17 protein-coding genes and 1 pseudogene are annotated in these 21,928 nt (G+C 71.2%); 7 read left to right on the forward strand and 11 right to left on the reverse strand.

Annotation, left to right across the window (positions count from 1 at the left end):
- The first annotated feature begins 947 nt into the window (after positions 1 to 947).
- Genes OG689_RS36655 through OG689_RS36680 form a run of 6 tightly spaced genes read left to right on the forward strand, consistent with a single transcriptional unit; the run spans position 948 to position 8,814 of the window.
- Entirely contained in the window at positions 948 to 2,201 is a 1,254-nt protein-coding gene (locus tag OG689_RS36655; RefSeq protein ID WP_266325648.1) for an extracellular solute-binding protein, read from the forward strand.
- Positions 2,202 to 2,215: 14 nt separating this feature from the next.
- Positions 2,216 to 3,385, forward strand: a complete 1,170-nt coding sequence (locus tag OG689_RS36660; RefSeq protein WP_266325650.1) for an ABC transporter ATP-binding protein — start codon at positions 2,216 to 2,218, stop codon at positions 3,383 to 3,385.
- Entirely contained in the window at positions 3,382 to 4,305 is a 924-nt protein-coding gene (locus OG689_RS36665) for an ABC transporter permease subunit (protein ID WP_266325652.1), read from the forward strand. Before OG689_RS36660 ends, OG689_RS36665 begins: the two co-directional genes overlap by 4 nt.
- Complete coding sequence (locus OG689_RS36670; protein ID WP_266325654.1) at positions 4,302 to 5,204, forward strand: ABC transporter permease subunit; 903 nt, start codon at positions 4,302 to 4,304, stop codon at positions 5,202 to 5,204. Before OG689_RS36665 ends, OG689_RS36670 begins: the two co-directional genes overlap by 4 nt.
- A 35-nt stretch (positions 5,205 to 5,239) precedes the next feature.
- On the forward strand, positions 5,240 to 7,015 hold the full coding sequence (locus tag OG689_RS36675; protein WP_266325656.1) for a ricin-type beta-trefoil lectin domain protein: 1,776 nt from the start codon (positions 5,240 to 5,242) through the stop codon (positions 7,013 to 7,015).
- 47 nt (positions 7,016 to 7,062) lie between these two features.
- Positions 7,063 to 8,814, forward strand: a complete 1,752-nt coding sequence (locus OG689_RS36680) for a lectin (protein ID WP_266325658.1) — start codon at positions 7,063 to 7,065, stop codon at positions 8,812 to 8,814.
- A 230-nt stretch (positions 8,815 to 9,044) separates the two neighbouring features.
- On the opposite strand, the gene OG689_RS36685 is transcribed toward OG689_RS36680, so the two are convergent.
- A complete protein-coding gene (locus OG689_RS36685; protein WP_266325660.1) occupies positions 9,045 to 9,824 on the reverse strand; it encodes an IclR family transcriptional regulator in 780 nt (259 codons plus the stop codon).
- 395 nt (positions 9,825 to 10,219) lie between these two features.
- Between OG689_RS36685 and OG689_RS36690 the strand changes: the two are divergent.
- Positions 10,220 to 10,517, forward strand: a pseudogene (locus OG689_RS36690) (transposase); the annotation flags it as partial.
- A 30-nt stretch (positions 10,518 to 10,547) separates the two neighbouring features.
- Here OG689_RS36690 and OG689_RS36695 read toward each other — a convergent pair.
- The 10 genes from OG689_RS36695 to OG689_RS36740 all read right to left on the reverse strand — a co-directional run bounded on the left by OG689_RS36695 (position 10,548) and on the right by OG689_RS36740 (position 21,582).
- On the reverse strand, positions 10,548 to 11,669 hold the full coding sequence (locus OG689_RS36695; RefSeq protein WP_266325662.1) for an ABC transporter permease: 1,122 nt from the start codon (positions 11,667 to 11,669) through the stop codon (positions 10,548 to 10,550).
- 19 nt (positions 11,670 to 11,688) lie between these two features.
- On the reverse strand, positions 11,689 to 11,859 hold the full coding sequence (locus OG689_RS36700; RefSeq protein WP_266325664.1) for a hypothetical protein: 171 nt from the start codon (positions 11,857 to 11,859) through the stop codon (positions 11,689 to 11,691).
- Between the two features lie 12 nt (positions 11,860 to 11,871).
- Positions 11,872 to 12,006 (reverse strand): antibiotic biosynthesis monooxygenase, encoded by a 135-nt coding sequence (locus OG689_RS36705; protein WP_266325666.1) that lies wholly within the window; start codon positions 12,004 to 12,006, stop codon positions 11,872 to 11,874.
- Between the two features lie 173 nt (positions 12,007 to 12,179).
- Positions 12,180 to 12,866, reverse strand: coding sequence for a DeoR/GlpR family DNA-binding transcription regulator (locus OG689_RS36710; RefSeq protein ID WP_266325668.1), 687 nt, complete (start codon positions 12,864 to 12,866; stop codon positions 12,180 to 12,182).
- A 372-nt stretch (positions 12,867 to 13,238) separates the two neighbouring features.
- On the reverse strand, positions 13,239 to 14,822 hold the full coding sequence (locus OG689_RS36715; RefSeq protein ID WP_266325670.1) for a cation acetate symporter: 1,584 nt from the start codon (positions 14,820 to 14,822) through the stop codon (positions 13,239 to 13,241).
- Complete coding sequence (locus tag OG689_RS36720; protein ID WP_266325671.1) at positions 14,819 to 15,151, reverse strand: hypothetical protein; 333 nt, start codon at positions 15,149 to 15,151, stop codon at positions 14,819 to 14,821. Before OG689_RS36720 ends, OG689_RS36715 begins: the two co-directional genes overlap by 4 nt.
- Positions 15,152 to 15,327: 176 nt before the next feature.
- Positions 15,328 to 16,494, reverse strand: coding sequence for a flavin reductase family protein (locus tag OG689_RS36725; RefSeq protein WP_266325672.1), 1,167 nt, complete (start codon positions 16,492 to 16,494; stop codon positions 15,328 to 15,330).
- Positions 16,495 to 16,562: 68 nt separating this feature from the next.
- On the reverse strand, positions 16,563 to 18,758 hold the full coding sequence (locus tag OG689_RS36730; RefSeq protein WP_266325673.1) for an ABC transporter permease: 2,196 nt from the start codon (positions 18,756 to 18,758) through the stop codon (positions 16,563 to 16,565).
- A gap of 80 nt (positions 18,759 to 18,838) precedes the next feature.
- Positions 18,839 to 20,386 carry a sugar ABC transporter ATP-binding protein gene (locus tag OG689_RS36735; RefSeq protein WP_266325674.1) on the reverse strand — a complete coding sequence of 516 codons (1,548 nt, stop codon included), beginning with the start codon at positions 20,384 to 20,386 and terminating at the stop codon, positions 18,839 to 18,841.
- On the reverse strand, positions 20,386 to 21,582 hold the full coding sequence (locus tag OG689_RS36740) for a substrate-binding domain-containing protein (protein ID WP_266325675.1): 1,197 nt from the start codon (positions 21,580 to 21,582) through the stop codon (positions 20,386 to 20,388). The genes OG689_RS36735 and OG689_RS36740 overlap by 1 nt, the downstream gene beginning before the upstream one ends.
- Positions 21,583 to 21,928 lie beyond the last annotated feature (346 nt).

Here is a 21,928-nt window from a genome sequence, read left to right on the forward strand (position 1 = left end):
CAACCCTGCTGCAGAGGGGAGGCGATCCGAAATTCCGTGGACATGACCGGACTCTCAGGTCGTTCACGTATGCGAATATGGCGAAGGCTGCGCGGATTGACTCCGCGGGGTCAATCGCTCCGGCCTGCGGCTTCTTGTCGGGGCTCGAATGTCGGAAAATGTTTCTATGTCTTGAGTCTTGACCCTTGAAGAAACAAGACAGCACACTTTGGCGCAGTCCCTCGCCGGGCGAAGGGCACGTCCCGGGCGTGGGCCGGCATCACCAGGACGCGGCGACGACGGCGATCGTCGGCAGTCCCGCGACCCGCACCACGGCTTCCCGGCCTTCCGCCCCTCCGCGCGGGGTGGCGGTCGCCCCGCCGTGGCCGGGGCATGACGCATCACCAGCGCGTCATCCCGCGCGGGACGCCGCAGGAGCGGCACCGGACGCCGCCGTGCCGCAACGAGACCAGGAGCACCCATAGGCCGGACTCACCATCGCGCTTCCCTGCGCCTCGTCGTCAGACAGGTGCGCCACCGCCCTCGCCGCGGTGGCCGGCCATCACGCCGTCGTCTCCCCGGCGCGCCTGCCGGGACGGCATCCCGGCGGGGTCCGTCGTCCGAGTCGCGGGCGACCTCGCCACCAGTGTGTCGAACGGAGAGGCCTCGATGCCCGGGAAGCGTTGGTCGAGCACCGCGACGGGAGGCGCCCTCGTCGTGGTGGGCATCGCGGGGCAGTCCTCCGCGTCGCCCGCCTCGGCAGCCGGCTCCGGGTGCTCCCGGGTCGGGAGCACCCGGAGCCGGCAGCCGCAACACCACCAACGCCCAGAAGTGGGACCTGCCCTGACCGGTCCGCACCGGTAGCGGACCGACCGCGACAGACCCGGCAGTTCCGCACGACCCCTGTCCCGTCGGGCGGGCGACCCGCCCGACGGGACACCACCACACAGCGAAGGACGTCATCCGTCATGCCCGAATTCCCCGGAAGCAGATCGAGCATCCCCGCCCCCTCGCGCCGCCGGGTGCTGTCCACGCTCGCCGCGGGCGCCGCCGCGGTGCCCGTCCTGGCGGCCTGCTCCGCGCCGAGCAGCCCCAAGCGCGGCGGCACCTCGGCCGCGCCCACCTCGCTCCCCAGCGCACCCGCCAAGCCGGTCACCCTGAACGTGCTGGACGTGGCGGGGAACCTGGCGCTCACCAAGCCGATGATCGAGGCGTTCAAGGACGCCCATCCCGAGATCGTCTCGCGGGTGACCTACAGCACCGGCACCGCGCCCCAGCTGGCCGCGAAGGTCCAGGCTCAGCAGCAGGCCGGCAACGTGCAGGTCCACCTGGTGCTCACGGGCACCGACGGCCTGGCGGCGGGGATCCAGAACGGGCTGTGGTACGAGCTGAAGCCGTACTACGACACGTTCTTCCCGGGCCTGATGGCCAACTACCAGCCGGCCGCGGCGGCGATGGCCTCGTTGGCGCAGGACCAGGGGATCGAGCTGGTCTGGTACCCGTCCGGGCCGTTGCTGGAGTACGACCCGGCGAAGGTCCAGGCGCCTCCGGCCACGGTGGACGCGTTGCTGGACTGGGCGAAGGCGAATCCGGGGAAGTTCCAGTACGCCCGGCCGGCCAACTCCGGTCCGGGGCGGACCTTTCTGATGGGCCTGCCGTACCTGCTGGGAGACTCCGACCCCACGGACCCGGCCAACGGGTGGTCGAAGACCTGGGCCTATCTGACCGAGTTGAACAAGTACGTCGACTCGTACCCGGCGGGGACGACCGCGACGATGAAGAACCTCGCGGCCGGCACGGTGCAGATGGTCGCCACGACGACGGGCTGGTACGTCAACCCGCGGGCGCTGGGCACGGTTCCGCCGGGGATGAAGGTCGCGAAGTTCTCCTCGTTCACCTGGGTCAGCGACGCCCAGTTCGGGGTGATCCCCAAGGGCGTCGAGCCCGACGTGCTGACCGCGGTGCTGCGGCTGCTGGCGTGGATGCTCACCCCGGAGCAGCAGGCCTTCGCCTACGACGAGGGCTACTTCTACCCCGGTCCGGCGGTGAAGGACGTGCCGTTGAGCAAGGCTCCGGCCGCTTCGCAGAAGGTCGTCGAGCAGTTCGGCGAGCCGGCCTTCGACGGGTGGATCACGCAGTATCCGATCAAGAACTCACTGCCGGCCACGACCCAGGTCACGGCCTTCGACCTGTGGGACCGCCAGATCGGCTCCACGAAATGAGCGGGGTGCCCTCGATGACTCCCATCGCATCCGACCCGAAGTCAGGACCGGCCCCCGGTCCGCCGTCCGAGCGCCGGCCGGCGGGCACCGATCGTCCCGGATCGCAGGTGCGGGAGCTGCGGCTGCAGGGTGTCACCCGCGCCTACGGCGCGCACACCGCGCTGCATCCGCTGGACCTGACGCTGCACGGTGGCGAGTTCGTCGCCCTGCTCGGCCCTTCCGGGTGCGGCAAGACGACGGCGCTGAACTGCCTGGCGGGCCTGCTGCCCCTGACCGGCGGTCAGATCACCCTGGACGGGCGGCGGATCGACACGCTGCCGCCGGAGAAGCGCGACTTCGGGATGGTCTTCCAGAACTACGCCCTCTTCCCGCACCTCACCGTGCGCGCCAATGTCGCGTTCGGGCTGAAGATGCGCAAGGTCGGCAAGGCGGAGACCGAACGCCGGGTGAACGAGGTGCTGCGGCTGGTCAGGCTCAGCGAGCAGGCCGGCAAGCATCCGGGGCAGCTGTCGGGCGGCCAGCAGCAGCGGGTCGCGATCGCCCGCGCCATCGTCCTGGAACCGCCGCTGGTGCTGATGGACGAGCCGTTGTCGAACCTGGACGCGGCGCTGCGGCTGGAGATGCGCACCGAGATCCGCCGCATCCACCAGCAGTTCGGCCTGACGACCCTGTACGTGACCCACGACCAGGAGGAGGCGCTGTCGCTGGCCGACCGCCTGGTCGTCCTGCACGAGGGGCGGGTCAGCCAGATCGGCACCCCCGCCGACCTGTACGAGCACCCCGCCAACCCGCACGTGGCGGCGTTCATGGGCTACCGCAACCTGCTGCGCCTGGAGGTGGCCTCCGCCGACGGCGGCGGCGCGCTGGCCCGCGGGCGGGGACTGGCGCTGCAGGGCACACCGGTCGCCGACCGCCCGCTGGCCGCCGGCGAGAAGGTCGTCGTCGCGATCCGTCCGGAGGACATCCACCTCGCCGAGGACGGCGGCCGCACCGACGTCGAGGCCGTCGCCGAGATCGTCGAGTACCACGGGCGGCAGTTCCACGTGGAAGCCCTCACCCGTGAGGGCGACCGCATCCACTTCACCACCGCCGCCTCCGTGCGCCCGCACGACACCCTGTCGCTGACCATCCCCGCCGAACGCGCCCTGGTCTTCCCCCAGGACCCACTGGGAGCGGCCGCATGACCATGACCCTGTCACCGTCGGGAGCCGCGCCCGACCCCGCGAGGCAACGCGCGGCGCTGCGCCACCGCCTGGCCGAACGCGGTGTCGACCGCACCCTGCTCCTGCTGCTGCCCGGGCTGCTCGCCGTGGTCGCGCTGTTCTGCTACCCGTTCCTCTACGGACTGCAGATCTCCTTCCAGCCGGAGACCGGCGGCTTCCTCGGCTCCTACCGCGCCTTCTTCAGCGACTCCTTCTCGGTCGGCTCCATCGGCATCACCTTCAAACTCGCGCTGCCCGCCGCACTGATCAACGTCGGCGCGGCCGTGCCCGTCTCCTACGGCATGCGGCGGGACTTCCGCGGCAAGCGCCTCCTGCTGGGCCTGCTCGTGGTCCCGATCACCCTGGGTACGGTCCTGACCGCCGAGGGCATCGTGGAGTTCTTCGGCCCGGTCGGCTGGTTCAACCAGACCCTGCAGGCCCTGGGCCTGGCCGACAAACCCGTACAACTCACCTACAACTACTGGGGTGTGCTGCTCTCGCTCATCATCAGCGGCTTCCCCTTCGCCTTCCTGCTCACCCACTCCTACCTCTCCGGGATCCACCCCGCCCTGGAGAAGGCCGCGGCCACCCTCGGCGCCGACCGTCGGCAACGCTTCCGCCACATCACCTTTCCCCTGCTGCTCCCCGGGCTGCTGACGACGTTCTGCCTGACCTTCGTGCTGGCCTTCGCCGTCTTCCCCTCCGCGATGATGGTCGGCGACCCCGACGGCAAGACCCACGTCATCTCCATCGCGGCCTACGAAGTCGCCCTGGAGCACTTCGACTACTCCCAGGGCTGCGCCATCGCCATGGTCATGACCGCCCTCATGCTCGCCGTCATCGGCGCCGCCATGGGCCTGCGCAGCCTCCTCTACCGCGGTTCGACAGGAGGCAAGGGATGAGCACCACCACGCCCACGGCCACAACCCCCGCCACGGACCCGCCGGGCGGCTCCGGCACCCACCACCGGGCGGGCCGGCGCCGCTCCCTGGCCCTGCGTCCGGGAAACTGGCTGGTCTGGGCCGCCCTCGCCTTCTTCTTCCTCAACCTCCTCGGCGTCATCGGCGCCGTCGTCCTGAACTCCTTCGGCAGGACCTGGTTCGCGGGCTGGGCGCCGGACGGCTACACCGGTACCTGGTACAGCCGGGCCTGGAAGGAGTTCGGCCTCGGCCAGGTGATGTGGGTGACCGTCGAGGTCTCCTTCCTCGTTGTGGCCCTGTCGCTGCTCCTGGCCGTACCCGCCTCGTACGCCCTGGCCCGACGTGACTTCCCCGGCAAGCGCCTGCTGACCACCCTGTTCGTCCTGCCGATCCTGGTACCGCCGATCGCCTACGGCATCCCGCTGGCCACCGTGCTGTACAAGTTCCACCTGGCCGGCTCCCTCACCGGCGTCGTCCTGGCCAACCTGGTGCCCTCCATCCCGTTCGTGGTCTTCACCATGACGCCCTTCATCGAGCAGATCGACTCCCGCCTCGAAGCCGCGGCCCGGATGTGCGGCGCGTCGACCCGGTCCGTCCTCCTCCAGGTGCTGGGCCCGCTGCTCCTGCCGGGAATGCTCGCCGCGGGCATCCTCGTGCTGGTCCGCACCTTCGGCATGTTCGAACTGACCTTCCTCACCTCCGGCCCCGACAGCCAGACGCTGATCGTGTCGCTGTTCTCGGCCGCCTTCTCCGCCGGCATCCGCACGCCGCAGTCGATCGACGCCATGGCCGTCATCTACACCGCCTCCATGGCCGTCCTCCTCCTGGTCGCCCTGCGCTTCGTCAACCCCACCCAGCTGGTCGCCCGCAGCTCCAACTGACCCCCACTCACGACAGCACGACCGAAGGACCATCCATGACGTCATCGATACCGCACAGAGCTCCCCGTGCGGCCGGAGCCCAGCGCCGCAACTGGTGGAGCCTGTTCGCGGTGGCCGCGCTGCTGGCCTCCTTCCTGTACGGAACGGCGGTGTCCGCCGCTCCGCCCGCGGCCGCGTCGGCCAACGGCGCAGGCCTGAAGCCCCTGTCGGGCTGGAGCAGTTGGAGTTTCATCCGGAAGGATCCGACGGAGGCGAACATCCAGGCGCAGGCCGCCGCGCTGGCCTCCACCGGCCTGCTCGACCACGGCTACAACTACGTCAACATCGACGACTTCTACTACCTCGACCCGGGCACGGACGTCGACGCCTACGGCCGCTGGGTGATCGACAGCGCCCGGTTCCCGCACGGGATGAAGGCCGTCGGGGACTACGTGCACGGCAAGGGCGAGAAGTTCGGCATGTACCTCACCCCGGGTATCCCGGTGGCGGCGTACAACCGGAACACCCCGATCGAGGGGACGTCCTTCCACGCCCGCGACATCGTCTCCGACACCACGCACTACGAGACGAACTACAACTTCCGCGACGGCTCGATGTACTTCATCGACTACGCCAAGAACCCCGCCGCCGCGCAGGCCTTCCTCAACTCGTGGGCGAAGCTGCTGGCCTCCTACGGCGCGGACTACCTGAAGATGGACGGCGTCCACACCTCCGACAAGGACGACGTCCAGCACTGGTCGCAGGCCCTGGACCAGTCCGGGCGCCTCATCCACTTCGAGCTGTCCAACTCCCTCGACATCAACCAGGGCCCGTTCTGGAAGCAGTACTCCAACGGCTGGCGGGTCGGTGGTGACATCGAGTGCTACTGCAGCACCCTGACGAACTGGAACGCCGTCTCCCAGCGGTTCAACACCCTGCCGGCCTGGGTGCAGTACGACTCCTCCGGCGGCTACGGCGACCCCGACTCCATCGAGGTCGGCAACGGGACGAGCACCGGCCTGACCGTCGACGAACGCCGCACCCAGCTCAGCCTGTGGGCCGTCTCGGCCGCGCCGCTGCTCATCGGCACCGACCTGACCCACATGGACGCCGGTGACCTGGCCCTGCTCACCAACGACGAGATCCTCGCCGTCGACCGGGCGGGCCGTCCGGCCCACCCCGTGGTCCAGGGCGCGCAGCAGCAGACCTGGTGGGCCTACAACTCCGACGGCTCCTACACCGTAGGCCTGTTCAACCTCGGCGGCTCCACCGCGAACGTCACCGCGAACTGGTCGGACCTGGGCTTCACCGGGAACGCCACCGTCCGCGACCTGTGGAGCCACACCGACCTCGGCACCTCCAACGGGAAGTTCACCGGCTCGGTCCCCAGCCACGGCTCCCGCGTGCTGCGCGTCACCCCGGCCGCCGGACACGGAACCATCGGCACCCAGCTGGTCAGCAAGCGCTCCGGCCGCTGCGCCGACTCCCCGCAGGGCACCACCTACAACGGGGTGCAGCTGGAGGTCTGGAACTGCGGCAGCAACGGCAGCCCGAACCAGAACGTCACCTACAACACCTCCAGCAAGACCCTGAGCCTCGAAGGCAAGTGCTTCGACGCGCACGACAAGCAGACCGCCCCCGGCACGCACGTCGAGATCTACGACTGCAACGGCGGGACCAACCAGCAGTGGAACAAGAACAGCAACGGCACCATCACCGGCGTCCAGTCGGGCCTCTGCCTGGACGTCACCGGCGCCACCAACCCCAACGGCGCCGGCCTGGAGCTGTGGACCTGCAACGGCGGCGACAACCAGCTGTGGACTCTCAAGTGACCCGTACGCCGTCGACAACCGACGCGTTCGCACAAGGTGGAGGAAAGATGAGACTTCGACGGGTTGCGGTGGCGCTGGCGGCCGCCGTCGGCGTGGGGCTGGCGGGCCCGCAGGCGATGGTGCAGACGGCCTCGGCCTCGGACAACGGCATCGCCGTGAACGCCCCGCTGATGGGCTGGAGCGGGTGGGGGTTCCTGCAGCGGGACCCGTCGGCGGCCAAGTTCAAGGCCCAGGTGGACGCCCTGGTGTCGAGCGGGCTGAAGGACCTCGGCTACGTCTACGCCAACATGGACGACTTCTGGTACAAGTGCCCGGGCAGCCAGGGCCCGGACGTCGACGCCAACGGCCGCTGGGTGACGGACACCTCGCTGTTCCCGAACAACGGCTCCACCGACGGCATGCAGGTCCTGGCGGACTACGTGCACAGCAAGGGGCTGAAGTTCGGCCTCTACGTGACCCCGGGCATCTCCGCCCAGGCGGTCGCGAAGAAGACGAAGATCATCGGTAGCTCGCACACGGCGGACGAGATCGCCACCACCAGCGGTGCGAGCAACTTCAACTGCAAGGGCATGCGCACCATCGACTTCAGCAAGCCCGGCTCGCAGGAGTTCATCGACTCCTGGGCCGACCAGTTCGCCTCGTGGGGGGTGGACTACCTGAAGCTCGACGGCGTGGGCGCGGCCAAGACCGCGGACGTGACGGCCTGGTCGAAGGCGGTGAAGCAGACCGGCCGCCCGATCGCGCTCAACCTGTCCGCCAGCCTGTCCGCCACCGAAGGCCCCACCTGGTCCTCGCTGGCCAACTCCTGGCGCATCGACGGTGACATCGGCGCCAGCCCGAAGGGCTACAGCTTCCCGCTCACCAGCTGGGCCAACGTCTCCAAGCGGTTCGACGACGCCGCGAAGTACCAGCCCTACGCCGGGAAGGGCGGCTGGAACGACCTCGACTCCTTCGGCGTCGGCAACGGCGACGACGACGGCATCACCCCTCCGCAGCGGCAGACCAACATGGCGCTGTGGGCGCTGGCCAGCTCGCAGTACATGCTGGGCGCCGACCTGACCCACCTCGACGCGGGTGACAAGGCGCTGCTGGCCAACAAGAGGCTCATCGCGATCGACCAGGACGGCATCCCCGCCTCCCGGTTCGTCAAGGACGGCAACGAGCAGGTCTTCGCCAAGCGTGAGAAGAACGGCACCTGGTACATCGGTGTGTTCAACACCGACACCTCGGCCAGCCACACCTTCAGCCTTCCGCTGGCCCGGCTCGGGCTCTCGGGCACGGCGAAGATCACCGACATGATCAACAACGACAAGCCGCTCGGCACCGTCAGCACCTACACCACCAGCGTGGCAGCCGGCGGCGTCGCGCTCATCTCCGCCGTCCCCACCTCCGGGACGGGCGGCACCGGCCAGCTGGTGAGCGCCCAGTCCGGCAAGTGCGTCGACACCGCCGGCGGCAACGTCTACTTCCCGGGCACCAAGGAGCAGATCTGGGACTGCAACGGCGGCATCAACCAGCTGTTCTCGCCGACCTCCTCGGGTGAACTGCGCACCATGGGCGCCACCGAGTGCCTCGACGTGTACGGGGGGTCCACCAGTCCGGGCGCCAAGGTCGAGCTGTGGGAGTGCAACGGCAGCTCGGCCCAGCAGTGGACGATCAAGAGCGACGGCACCGTCGTCGCCCAGAATTCGGGCCTCTGCCTGGACGTGACGGGCGGGAGGACCGAGAACGGCACTCCGCTCCAGCTGTGGACGTGCAACGGCAGCTCGGCCCAGAAGTGGTCCCTGGCGCAGCGCTGACCCCGGCGTCCGACGGTGGTCGACCGTCCGTCCGACCGTGCCCAGGCCGCAGATACCAAGTGGCCGGGGCACGGTCGTTGCCGTGCCCCGGCCTTCGGACGGTTGCCGGGATTCGCGTGGGTCCGTGCGGCGCGCGCGAGCCCCGAGCGGGGTCGCCCCGGGGCCGGCCGGGGCGGGAACAGGGCAGGACGCGGCGCGGCGCCGGTGGGCGCCGCGCCGCGTCGTCGGACCTACAGGTGCCGGGTGGCCATCGCGAGCCGGTCGCGGGCGTCGAAGAGGGCGTCGCGCATCAGCTGTTCGCGCCCGGGGGTGAGCCTCGCGACCGGGACGGAACAGCTCACGGCGTCCCGCGCCGGAGTGCGGTAGGGAATGGCGATGCCGAAGCAGCGCAGGCCCGCGGTGTTCTCCTCGCGGTCCGTGGCGTAGCCGCGCTCGCGGATCCGGCCCAGTTCCTCGATCAGCTTCTCCCGGTCGGTGATGGTGAACTCGGTGACGGCCTCCAGCCGCTCCGGCAGCATGGCGCGCACCTGGTCGTCGCTGTGGGTGGCCAGCAGCGCCTTGCCCAGCGAGGTGGAGTGCGCGGGCAGCCGTCGGCCGACCCGGGTGAAGGGCCGCAGGCTGTGCTGGGACTGGCGGGTGGCCAGGTAGACCACGTCGGTGCCGTCGAGCCGGGCGAGGTGGATGGTCTCGGTGGTGTCGTCGGCCAGCCGGTCCAGGATCGGGCGGGACACCGCGACGACCGCGTCGCCGTCGATGTACGAGGCTCCCACCAGCAGCGCCCGTACCCCGATGCAGTACCGGGTGCCGGTGGCGTCGGTCTCCACCCAGCCGAGGCCCACGAGGGTGCGCAGCAGCATGTGGAGACTGCTCTTGGGATAGCTCAGGGCCTCCTGCACCTCGGCCAGGCTGTGCATGCCGGGGCTGCCGGCGAAGTACTCCAGCAGCTGGACCGTCCGCAGGGCGGACTTCACCTGGGAGCCGCCCGCTGCGGCAGTGCTGGGCACGGTCATGCCCGCCACCCCTTCCGTTCCGCGGAGACGCCATCCGCGAGTTCAGTGACCTGTATTCCGTACATCATACTGAACGGCTCGGGGCGCTGGGAGGTCCGTGCTGATCGAGCGGTGGGGTGGTCCCGCAGGCGGAGGCCGAGGGCCAGGACCGCGCGGCGTCGCGGCTGCGGCCCGGCGTACGACCGGCGGCTCCGGCGGCATCGCACGGGGCTCGGGCCCGGGGGCGGGTCATGGCCACCCGCACCAAGGCGGCAGCGGCCGCGCGGACGGCGCCGTTGCCCGGCGCAGGTCCACCACCTGCTGCCGCCGCACTGTCATGCGGGCCCGGGGGCGCCTGTGACGCCTTCCGGCCCGGTGGGCCTCGGACCATTCGACTCCCGGGTCCTCGACGGGATCGGATTCCGCGCGCCGCGGCGGGCCGTCCCCGAACGACGCCGCAGCGGTGCTGGGTGACAAGGCGCATTCGAGCCGGCGATCCGCCGGCTGCCGCGCCATCGGAGCATCGCGGCCACGATCCCCGAGCGTCGTGACCAGGTGGCCGACCGGCGTCGACGTGGGGCTGCCGGCGGCCGTCCGCCCGCATTCGGCAAGGAGGTCCACCGGGCCCGCAATGTGGTGGAGAGGTGCTTCGCCCGCCTCAAGCGGTTCCGTGCGGTCGCCGCCAGGTTCGACAAGCTCGCCGACCGCTACCGGGGGCGTCGTGGGTGGTGGGGGTGGGGTTGGTCATCGGTTGGCTTCGAGTGCGCCGAGGGCCTGGACCTTGGTGATGCGGCGGATGGCCACCGCGGCGCCGGCGAGTCCCAGGACGATCAGCAGGGCGGCGGCGAGGGTGACCTGGTCGGTCTGGAGGGAGAAGGGGGCGGATCCGTTCATCGCTCCGCCCAGGGCCAGGCCGGCGGCGGTTCCGGCGGCGGTGGCGGCGAGCAGGACGGCGGCGGCCTGGGTGAGGGCGTCGCGCAGGATGTAGCGGGTGGAGGCACCGATCGCCTTCAGCAGGGCGATCTCGTGGCGGCGCTGGATGGTCCACACGGTGAAGAAGGAGCCGACGACGAGAGCGGAGATGGCGTAGAGGAAGCCGGGGATGAGGGTCATGGTGCTGGACTCGGCGGTGTAGCCGGGCGAGGCGCCGTAGGTGCCGGCCTTGTCGACGCTCTGGGTGCCCAGGATCCGGTCGGCGGTGGCGGTGTCGGTACTGGGGGCGAGTTGCAGGGCGACGGCGGTGGCCTGGTGGGCGACGGCGTCGGGGAGCGGGCCGGGCAGGCCGTAGTGGAGCTGCTGCCACAGCGGCAGGGGCGCGTAGACGACGCCGACGTGGCCGAAGGAGGCGTGGCCGATCGTGCCGACCACGGTCAGTTCGGTTCCGGTCTGTCCGGCAGTGAGGCGGTCGCCGACCGTGACGCCCTCCTTGATGACCTCCTCGCTGACCAGGACGCCGTTCGGGGTGCCGTCGGCCAGCGGGGCGCCGGACAGTGGCGCGGGGGCGAGGAAGCCGCCGGGCTGCACGCCGAGGCCGGCGAGGTCGAGCTGCTTGCCGCCGGCGCCGGCGAGCTGGGCGTGCACCAGCTGCTGGTCCAGCGGCTCGGCCTTGCGAACACCGGGCTGCTCGGCCCACCTCGCGGCGGTGTCGGTGTTGACGGTGGAGCGGGAGAACAGCTCGCCGGTGGCCGAGCTGTCGAAGGCGAGGTGGGTCACGGGCAGGGCGCGCAGGCCCGAGATGCCGGAATCGGCGAGGCCGCTGGCCAGTCCGGAAAGGATCACCCCGAGGACGGCGATCATCCCGACGACGGCGCCGATCAGGGCGAAGCGCCCGCGGGCGAAACGCAGATCACGAAGAGCGAGAAACACGACAGGAGACCCTTCCGCCTCAGACGCCGACGGAGGCGACGGTCTCGAACATCTCCACGCCGCCGCCCGCCCCGTCGGCGGGCTCACCGCCGTCGGACGGCCCGTGGGCGTGCGCGGCCCGGAAGGACTCCGAGCGCGTCGAGGCCCCGAACGCCTCCGCGTCCGCGAAGTCCATCACCGCCACGTACACCCCGCCCTCCTCCTAGGGGCGCAGCAACCGAGCCCCCAGCAGACCCGGCACGCCGGGCAGCGTCGCGCGCATGCTCCCCGTGAACCGCTCCTCGAACGCCGCCGCACCGGCCGCGGAGACCGCTGTCCGGTTCATCACCGTGTACATCCGAAACCCACCTGTTCCAAGGCAGGACTGGGCACCGACAGGATTTGCCGACACCGATGTCAGCATCCTGGGCCTTAGTTCCCGACAGAGCTGTCAGTAAGATCTGCCCATGCGGGGGCCGACGCCAAGCCCACACCCGATGTGGCCTGCGGAAAGCATTCGTCAGACAGGCTCTAGGAGTCACGGGCACCGGCCACGATCAGCTCGCCGACGGCCGCCCGGAGGAGGTTCTGGACCTGGGGATCGAGCCGGTCGTCCGTGATGAGCAGGCCGATCTCGTCGAGCCGGGCGAAACCGCCGAGTCCGACGACCCCCCACTTGCTGTGGTCGGCGACGACCGCGACACGTCGGGCGGAGGCGATGAGGGCACGGTTGGTCTGCGCCTCCGCGAGGTCGGGCGTGGTCAGACCCGCTCTGTTGGAGACACCGTGGGCGCCGAGGATCAGCAGATCGACGTGGAGACCGCGGACGGCCTGGTCCGCGATCGGGCCGACCAGCGCCGCCGAGCGGGTGGACGAGCCGCCGGTCAGCAACAGCGACGGAGTGCGCGGGCCCCGCTCCTCGGCGGTGGCTCGCAGAAGGGCGGCGATCGGGAGCGAGTTGGTGACCACGGTCAGGTCGGGGACGTCCAGCAGGCGCCTGGCCACCGCGTAGGTCGTGGTGCCGGCCGAGAGGGCGACCACGGTGCCGGGCACCACGAGGGAGGCCGCCACCTCGGCGACGGCGTCCTTCTCCGCGGACCGCCGGGCGGCCCTGGCTTCGAAGCCGGGTTCGTCGTCGGGGACGGCCACGACGCCCCCGGCGGCCGTCCGGGCACGCCTGATCCGGGCGAACCCGTCCGGATCGCGTCGGACGGTCATGTCTGCGGCTCCGACATGCTCGATGAGGTCGGACACTGGTTCAACGCGCTGGTCCTTTCCGTTGCGCACCATGGCGAACGCGAACCCTGCGCGTCCGCCCTGCGGGCCGCGGCCCAGGAGGTGTGCTGCCGTCGATCGGGCCCTCCCTGCCGGGACAAGGCTGCCGGTGGCGTCCTGTCCTGACGGACCCCACCGGCAGCAGTGGGTGAGGCGACCGCCCCACAGCGGTCGCTCACCGTTCCGTCGGACGTGCCGGGCAGGACCGTCGCGTCCTGGGGGCGGCCGGTGCGGGCCCGGTTCCGACGGAGATCGGGGGAGTTGTCCGCCGGCTGGAGCGGATCAGCCGGCCGGTGCGGGATCCCGGCGTCCGGGTCAGGCGGGCGAGCCGGTCAAGGACCGTGCTTCCAGCTCCGGGTAGGGGACTTGGGCGCCGGTCCGGCGTGCGCCGATCCTGCTGCCGGCCCAGCCGAGGAGGAACCCGACCGGGATGGAGACCAGGCCGGTGGTGTGGAGCGGGAACCAGGCGAAGTCGCTGTCCGGGAAGAGCGCGGCGGGGTTGCCGGAGACGGCGGGTCCGAAGAACTGCAGCAGCAGGCAGCAGCCGAGCCCGCCGTAGACGGTCCACAGGAGGCCGGTACGGGTGTAGCCCTTCCAGAACAGTTGGTACACCAGGGTGGGAAGGATCGCCGACCCGCCGATCGCGGCGCACACATGGGCGAGGAACTGCACGGGCCAGGTGTAGCAGACGGTCGCGAGGGCCAGCGTGGCGCAGCCGACGGCCACGGTCGTCCAGCGCACCGCCCTGATCTCGGCGACCGCCGTCATCCGGCTGTCCCGGCCGGTGTGCGCGAGCAGGTCGTGGACCAGCGAGGACGCCGCTGTCAGCAGGAGCGCGGCGACCACGGAGAGGCTGGTGAGGAAGACCGCCGAGACGACCGCGGCCTGGAGCAGACCGTCGGAGTCCAGCCGGTCGGCCAGGAGCAGCAGGGCGTTGCCGCCGCTGGCGTCGGACGCGACCACGGCGCGAGCGCCGACCACCGCGGCGACTCCGAGGCCGAGCACGACGGCCATGACGTGCAGGACGGCGACCATGGTCAGGGCACGGGTGGCGGAGTGCCGGGCGGCGGGGCCGCTGCGGGCGGAGTTGAGGCGCATCAGCATGTGGGGGGCGACGGCCGCGCCGAGGATCACTGTCATGAGGAGGGACAGCTGTTCGGTCCGGCCGGTGAGGCCGGTTCCCTGCAGCAGGCCCGCTCCGAAGTAGTCGTCCGGCCGTCCGCTGCCACGGGCCGCCTCCTCCAGCAGCGTGCCGGGGTTCCAGCCCAGATGGGCCAGCAGGGCGAGGACGAGCACGGCCAGGGCGACGAGGAGCAGGACGGTCTTGACGGCCTGCAGCATGCTGATGCCGCGCATGCCGCCCACGGCCGCGGCGCAGACCATCATCAGGCCGATCAGCACGGTGCAGGACTGACCGGCGCCGATGCGGGGCAGTCCGACCATGACGGCCGTGGCCCGGCCGGCGGCGGACAGTTGCACCATCGCCAGGGGAAGGCAGTAGCACAGGGTGGCGACGGCGCCGGCGATGCGGGCGGCCCGGCTGGAGAACCGGGCGCGGAAGGTGTCGCCGAGTGTGAAGTGGCCTATGTTGCGCAGTGGTTGGGCGAGCAGCAGCAGGACGCCCATGGCGGCGGCCGAGCCCACGGTGAGGGTCATGCCGTCGAATCCGGCGAGCGCCACGGACCCGGTGGCGGGCAGCAGGATGAGGACCGAGACGTAGTCGCCGCAGAGCGCGAGCGCGTTGCGCAGCGGGGTCAGGTAGCTGCGCGCGGTGTAGAACTCGGTGAGGTCCTCGCCGTCCGAACCGGAGATCAGGCAGAGGAACAGGGTGGCGAACACGGTGAGCAGGAATGCCAGGAAGGGTGCTGTCGTCACGCCCCCGTCGGCGAGTCGGGTCACCGGCCTGCTCCGTCGGTGCGGTGCGGGGGCTCGGTGAGCGGGTCGCAGTGTGTGCGGACGTCGCGGTCGAACCGGTGGGCGGTGACCAGCAGCAGTACGGCCTGGGTCAGGAACAGCAGGATGCTGACGGTCAGTCCGCCGCCGATGCCGGCCGCGACGCTGCTGCCCATCTCGTGGGGCAGCAGCAGGACCACCGCGAAACAGCCGATGTTCCACCCGAGGAAGCGCCGTCGTGAACGCGTCGCGGCCCGCCGCAGCCGCTGCAGGGGCACGGCGTCGCCGGCCGCCGGAGGTCTCGCCCCGGGGGGCGAGAGGTCGAACGGGCTCATGTGGTCTCCCAGGTGGGGTGAGGTGTGGGGGAACTGCCTGGCCGCCCGCGTGCGGCGTGGGCCCCGGCAACGGGCCGTCGGCGCCGTCGGGGCGGATCCGCGGAGGGCCGCACGGTCGGCGGTGGTGACGGGTCGCGATGGTGCGGCGGGGGCGTCAGGCTCGGCGCTCCGGCCGGTCAGCCGCGGGGGGCGGTCAGCGACGCCCCGGCGGCGGCCGCGACCTGCTTGAGCCTGTCGACCCAGGACTCGATCCGCTCCGCCGGTGCGGAGGCGGGCAGAGCGGTCATCCGGATCGCCATCGGGGGCAGATCCGGGCCGGTGGGGACGGGAGCGACGATCGACGCGAGGTCGTACACCTCGCCCGGCAGGAGGTCGGGGCAGAACAGTTCGGCCAGCTCGGAGGTGGCCTGCTGGACCGCGCGCTCGTGTCGGGGCAGGCGGTCGGAGAGCTCGAACGCGGACAGTGCCGCCTGCTGGTGCCGGAGCAGTCGCGGCTCGGCGGCGAGCAGGGAGTACCCGCACTCGCGTACCTTGTCGAGCCGGGCACGGTGCAGATCACGGCGGTCGAGGCCGTCGTCCGGGGCGCGTCCCAGCCACTCGTCGACCTCCGCCGCCGGCGAGTCCACCAGGAAGGCCGCTCCGAGCGGCGGGATGATCGGCTGCCGGTGGCCGAGCGGGAACGGCTCGGCGACGGACCCCCGGTTCGCGGCGAGCACCTGCACGGCGTCCCCGCGGATCTTGACCAGGACACCGCAGTTGACCGCGAACTCGGCGCTGAGGTCCTCGACCTGGGAGCGGATCGTCTCGGCCAGCTGCGCCGCCTGGATCAGATCGGGGTCCGGTCCGGCGATGAAGGACCCGGGGGAGAACCGCCCGTAGCCGCCCTGGAAGAACAGCAACGGGAGCGTCGACCGCTGGACGGCCAGCTCGTGGACGAGCCCGAGGACGATGAAGTGGTCGCCGGCCTCCCGGATGTCCTGGTAGGTGCACTCGATCCAGGACACGGCGCCCTCGAGAACGGGCGAACCGAGCGGCCCGGGCCGCCAGCGCACGCCGTCGAACTTCTCCGCCCCGCCGGTCGCCATCCGGCGGCACAGCGACTCCTGATCGGCCGCCAGGACGTTCACGCAGAACGCCGGGGCGGTCCGGAGGTGCTCGAAGCTCCTGGAACCGACGGCCGGGAAGAACGCGACCATCGGTGGATCCAGGGAGACCGAGGAGAACGTTCCGACGACCATGCCGGCGGGGCGTCCGTCCTCGGCCACCGCCGTGACCACGGCCACCCCGGTCGGGTAGTGCCCCAGCGTTTCGCGGAACAGCGCGGAATCGACGGCCTTGACCATGAAAGCTCCTTCAGTTGCTTGTGCCGTCGCGGACGCCCGGTGGGAGCCGGGACGCCCGCCACGGGCTTCTACCGGCTGCCGGGCTGCGGACGCCGGAAGCGACCCAGTCCGATCCTGCGGGTGGCGGGGGCCCGTCGCCAGGCGGCGAGGCCGACGGCGGCGAGGAGGGCGGTGCCGTTGAAGAGGTCGGGGATCCAGATGGGCAGGCCGGCGAGTTGCAGGCCTTTGACGCCGACGGCGAGGGTGTAGGCGGCGACGACGGTGCCCCAGATGTTGAAGCGGCCGCCGCGGAACTGGGTGGAGCCGAGGAAGACGGCGGCGATGACGGGGAGCAGGTAGCCCGGTCCGACGGTGGGGTCTCCGGTGGACAGCTGGGAGGTCAGCAGCAGCCCGGCGAGCCCGGCGACCACGCCGGAGGTCATCAGCGCGAAGAGGATGACCCGGGCGGGGCGCACCCCGACCAGCGCGGCGGCTTGCGGATTCCCGCCGGTGGCGTAGACGCGGCGGCCGGCCGGTGTGCGTTCGAGGACGTACCAGAGGAGTCCGGCGACGGCGAGCATGATGTAGACGGGGTAGGTGATGCCGAGGAGTTGGCCGGTGCCGAGTTCGGCGAAGCCGGTGGGGATGTTGACGATCTGCTGGCTGCTGGAGATCCAGGCGATGGCCGCGGCCAGCAGTGAGCTGACGGCGAGGGTGGCGATGAAGGAGGGGATCCGGGCGCGGGTGATCATCAGCCAGGAGAACAGGCCGACGGCCGCGCCGGCCACCAGTGACAGCAGGATGGCGAGTGGGGCGGGTACGTTGCCCACCAGCAGGCGGGCGGCGAGGATGGCTCCGAGTCCGACCTGGGCGCCGATGGCGAGGTCGATGACGCCGGCCGCGGTGGGGACGACCAGGCCGACGGCGACCAGGCAGGTGACGGCCTGGTCGGAGAGCAGGGAGCGCCAGGTGCCGGAGGTGAGGAAGGTGTCGGGGACCCACAGGGCGAACACCAGGACCATGAACGCGAGCAGGTACAGCGCGGAGATGTTGCGGAACGCCACCGCCCGCCGGACCCGCACCGACCAGGGCAGCTCCGGCAGCTCGGACACCGCGTCCGGGGCGGCGCCGTCAGCCGCGTGCTCCGAGGACATGGCGGCGTCCGCCGTGGCGGCCCGGGCGAGCAGCTCGCTCCGTCGGGCCCGCCTGCCGGCCCAGGCGGTGGTCGTGTTGTTGCGGATCAGCCGGAGGACGGCCTCCCGGCGGCTCACCTGCGGGCGTCGCCAGGCGGCGAGGCCGACGGCGGCGAGGAGGGCGGTGCCGTTGAAGAGGTCGGGGATCCAGATGGGCAGGCCGGCGAGTTGCAGGCCTTTGACGCCGACGGCGAGGGTGTAGGCGGCGACGACGGTGCCCCAGATGTTGAAGCGGCCGCCGCGGAACTGGGTGGAGCCGAGGAAGACGGCGGCGATGACGGGGAGCAGGTAGCCCGGTCCGACGGTGGGGTCTCCGGTGGACAGCTGGGAGGTCAGCAGGACGCCGGCGAGCCCGGCCACCGCGCCGGAGGTCATCAGCGCGGACAGGACGATCCGGGAGATCCGGACACCGGCCAGCGCGGCGGCCTCGCTGTTGCCGCCCATGGCATCGACGTTGCCGCCGGTGGCGTAGACGCGGCGGCCGGCCGGTGTGCGTTCGAGGACGTACCAGAGGAGTCCGGCGACGGCGAGCATGATGTAGACGGGGTAGGTGATGCCGAGGAGTTGGCCGGTGCCGAGTTCGGCGAAGCCGGTGGGGAGGTTGACGATCTGCTGGCTGCTGGAGATCCAGGCGATGGCCGCGGCCAGCAGTGAGCTGACGGCGAGGGTGGCGATGAAGGAGGGGATCCGGGCGCGGGTGATCATCAGCCAGGAGAACAGGCCGACGGCCGCGCCGGCCACCAGTGACAGCAGGATGGCGAGTGGGGCGGGTACGTTGCCCACCAGCAGGCGGGCGGCGAGGATGGCTCCGAGTCCGACCTGGGCGCCGATGGCGAGGTCGATGACGCCGGCCGCGGTGGGGACGACCAGGCCGACGGCGACCAGGCAGGTGACGGCCTGGTCGGAGAGCAGGGAGCGCCAGGTGCCGGAGGTGAGGAAGGTGTCGGGGACCCACAGGGCGAACACCAGGACCATGAACGCGAGCAGGTACAGCGCGGAGATGTTGCGGAACGCCACCGCCCGCCGGACCCGCACCGACCAGGGCAGCTCCGGCACCTTCGGCAGCTGGGACAACGCGTCCGGGGCGGGCACCGCTGGAACCGCCTCGGACGTTGTCGCGGTCGCCGTGCTCCGCGTGGGGTCCGGATCCCTCTTGGTTGTCTGCATCATCCTCACTCCGCTCCGCTCGTGCCGCTGTTGCTTCCGGCCGTCTGGAGGCCCAACTCGTCGCGGACCAGGCGTTCCTCGGTCAGGGACTCACGCGGAACCTCGCTCACCACCCGGCCGTCCTTGAGCACCAGCACGCGGTCGCACAGGGACACCAGTTCCTTCGTGTCCGAGGAGCAGACCAGGACGCCGGTCCCGTCGCGCCGCGCGTTCAGGACCAACTCGTGGAGGGCCGCTATCGCGCCCACGTCGACGCCCTGGGTGGGTTCGTCGAGCAGGAGCACGCGAGGGCGGACGCGCAGCCACTTGGCCAGCACGATCTTCTGCTGGTTGCCGCCGCTGAACAGCTTCAGCGGTTGCTCGGGATTGGGCGGGCGAAGCCCGACGGTGTGCATCCAGGAGCGGGTCTGCGCGCGCTCGGCCCGCCTGTCCAGACGCCAGAAGGACCGTCGCAGCGGACGCAGCAGCGGCAGCGTCAGGTTCTCCCGGACACTCATGTCCATGACCACGCCGCTACGGCGGCGATCGGCGGGTACGTACGCCATCCCGCTGCCGATCGCCGCGCCCGTGTCGTCGGGGACCAGCTCCCGTCCGTCCACCTCCACCCGGCCGCCGGACCGGTGTCGGGCACCGAACAGCATCGGCGCGAGCTGCTCCCGCCCCGAACCCAGGATGCCGCTGATCCCGACGATCTCGCCGGCCCGCAGGGTCAGCGAGAAGTCGCTGATCTCCCCGCCGCCGAGGCCGGTCACGCTCAGCACCGGCTCACCGGTCCCGCCCCGGTGCGTCACAGCCGTCCCGTCGATCTCGCGACCGGCGATGAGCGTCACCATCGTGTCGTGGTCGAGTTCACCGGTGGCCTGCTCGGCGACGACGCGCCCGTCTCGCAGCACCACCACCCGGTCGGCGAGTTCGAGTACCTCGTCGAGCCGGTGGGAGATGAAGACGACCCCGGCCCCGGACGAGGCGACCCGCCGGATCGCCTCGAACAGCACCTTCACCTCGTCGCCGTGCAGCGCCGCCGTGGGCTCGTCGAGCACCAGCACGTTGTCCGGACGGCTCCAGCCGTCCATCGCCCGGGCGATCGCGACGATCGCCCGCTGCGCCGGTGACAGCTTCCCGACCGGGACCGTCACGTCCAGGGTGGCGCCGAACCGGGCGATGAGCTGCTGGGCGTGCCGCCGCTCGGCGGCCCCGCGGACGGGGGCGAACGCCCGTCCGCGCTCGGACCTGCCCAGCCCGAGGTTCTCCACCGTCGTCAGGATGTCGGCCAGACCGAGATCCTGGTGGATGAAGTGCAGGCCCTCGCGGGCGGCCGCTCCCTCCATCAGCGCGCCCTCGGCGTCACGGACCTCGATGACCGTCCCGGGATCGGCCTGGTGGACACCGGCCAGAACCTTGACCAGGGTCGACTTGCCCGAGCCGTTGTGTCCGAGCACCGCGACGACTTCCCCCGGACGGACCTCCAACGACACGCCGTCCAGGGCCTTCAGACCCGGGAACGTCTTCGACATGCCCTCGATCCGGAGCAGTGGCGCCGCGGTGTCCGTCATCAGGACGCCCGCCACAGGGTGGCGAACCGCTGGGCGAAGTCGGGGAACGCCGACCAGCCACGGGTGGGGTCGAAGGTGATGTCCTGCTGCTCCAGGAACTGCTCGGGCACCTCGCCGGCCTCCTCGCTCGCCGTCGGCCGGCCACCCTCGATCAGACGCGCCGCCGCGTCGACGGCCGTCCAGGTGGAGACCGGGAAGTCGATGTTCAGTGCGGCGGTCAGCGCGCCGTCCTTGATGTCCTGCAGGTTGCCGGCGGTGGGGCCGAAGCCGACGGTCGTGACGGACAGGCCGGCGGCCTTCAGCGCCGCGGGCAGGCCGCCGGCCGCCGAGAGGCTCACGAACACCGCGGCCTTCGTGTCGGGGTGGGCCTGCAGGTCGGTCACCACGGTGCGCGGCGCCGTCGTGCCGATGGTGCTCACGTCGATGGGGACGACACGCACCTTGCAGGACGGGCAGTTGGCCTTCATCTCGTCCTGGAAGGCCTTCTGCACCGGGGTCGAGATGTCGAGGGCGGGCAGGGTGTAGAGCACCGTTTCGGTCTCCGCGCCCTTCTTGGCGATCACCCAGTCGGCGAGGAGCTTGCCGTTGCGCCGACTCAGGTCCTCACCGAGGTAGTTGAAGGTGATTCCGTACGGCTTGACGTCCTTGGCGATCTGCAGGGAGACCACCTTGGTGCCGGCGTCGCTGAGCTTCTTCAGGCCACCGCCGAACAGGGCCGGGTCGATGGCGCCGAGGAGCACGGCGTCCGGATTCATCGAGCCGACGCTCGACGCGGCGGCCTGCGCGGTCTGTGCCGTCGCACCGGCGTTCACGACCGTCAGCGTTCCGCCGAGCCCCTTGACCGCCTGCTGCACGAACGTGCCCACCAGGGCGCAGATGGGTGTCGAGCACTGCAGATAGACGAACTTCTTGCCGGCCGGCAGCTGTTGCGCCAGCTGGTCGGACACCGGAAAGGCGGTCGGCGGGACGGTGTAGCCCTGGATCGCCGCCTTCGCCGCGTCGACGTTCGCCGCCTGCCCCGGTGCCGCGGCCGGGCCCGACGGGGTGGCCGAGCCGGCCGAGGAGCTGCAGGCCGCGACCGATACGACGGTGACCGCCGAGATGCACGCCGCGGTCACCCGCCAGGCGGTGCGGCGGTTCGAGCGCCGTCCGCGGGTGGCGCTGCTGGTTCTGGCGTCACTGAACTTTGCGAGCATCTTCTACGCTCCTGATTGGTACGCGAGGGAGGGTTCGACGTGGCGAACAGGCTCGTCCGGGCGCTGCCTCCGCGAGCTCCGCGCGGCGTCTTCCCGAGATAATTGAGCCGAACCAATAGGCCGTAACCCTGCAATGGGGCGCCGGGTGTGTCAAGGCTTTTGCGGGGCCGTGACGTCCGCGTTTCAGGACGGTTATAAACCTAATGGTTGGGCCTGATAGGCAGGCGCCTCGGCCGGCCCGGCCGTGTCGACACGCAGGTGGGACGCGACCGCCGGGCCGGCGCCGCGGGGTCCGGAGGTCCGACCGGGCACGGCTCGGCCCCCACCGGGCTCGGCTCGGATCGGT

Origin of the sequence: Kitasatospora sp. NBC_00240 (assembly GCF_026342405.1) — a bacterium.
Classification (GTDB): Bacteria; Actinomycetota; Actinomycetes; order Streptomycetales; family Streptomycetaceae; genus Kitasatospora.

Coding starts and splice junctions, on each gene's coding strand:
- OG689_RS36655 (WP_266325648.1), top strand. CDS start 948: ATGCCCGAATTCCCCGGAAGCAGATCGAGCATCCCCGCCCCCTCGCGC.
- OG689_RS36660 (WP_266325650.1), top strand. CDS start 2,216: ATGACTCCCATCGCATCCGACCCGAAGTCAGGACCGGCCCCCGGTCCG.
- OG689_RS36665 (WP_266325652.1), top strand. CDS start 3,382: ATGACCATGACCCTGTCACCGTCGGGAGCCGCGCCCGACCCCGCGAGG.
- OG689_RS36670 (WP_266325654.1), top strand. CDS start 4,302: ATGAGCACCACCACGCCCACGGCCACAACCCCCGCCACGGACCCGCCG.
- OG689_RS36675 (WP_266325656.1), top strand. CDS start 5,240: ATGACGTCATCGATACCGCACAGAGCTCCCCGTGCGGCCGGAGCCCAG.
- OG689_RS36680 (WP_266325658.1), top strand. CDS start 7,063: ATGAGACTTCGACGGGTTGCGGTGGCGCTGGCGGCCGCCGTCGGCGTG.
- OG689_RS36685 (WP_266325660.1), bottom strand. CDS start 9,824: ATGACCGTGCCCAGCACTGCCGCAGCGGGCGGCTCCCAGGTGAAGTCC.
- OG689_RS36705 (WP_266325666.1), bottom strand. CDS start 12,006: ATGTACACGGTGATGAACCGGACAGCGGTCTCCGCGGCCGGTGCGGCG.
- OG689_RS36710 (WP_266325668.1), bottom strand. CDS start 12,866: ATGACCGTCCGACGCGATCCGGACGGGTTCGCCCGGATCAGGCGTGCC.
- OG689_RS36720 (WP_266325671.1), bottom strand. CDS start 15,151: ATGAGCCCGTTCGACCTCTCGCCCCCCGGGGCGAGACCTCCGGCGGCC.
- OG689_RS36725 (WP_266325672.1), bottom strand. CDS start 16,494: ATGGTCAAGGCCGTCGATTCCGCGCTGTTCCGCGAAACGCTGGGGCAC.
- OG689_RS36735 (WP_266325674.1), bottom strand. CDS start 20,386: ATGACGGACACCGCGGCGCCACTGCTCCGGATCGAGGGCATGTCGAAG.
- OG689_RS36740 (WP_266325675.1), bottom strand. CDS start 21,582: ATGCTCGCAAAGTTCAGTGACGCCAGAACCAGCAGCGCCACCCGCGGA.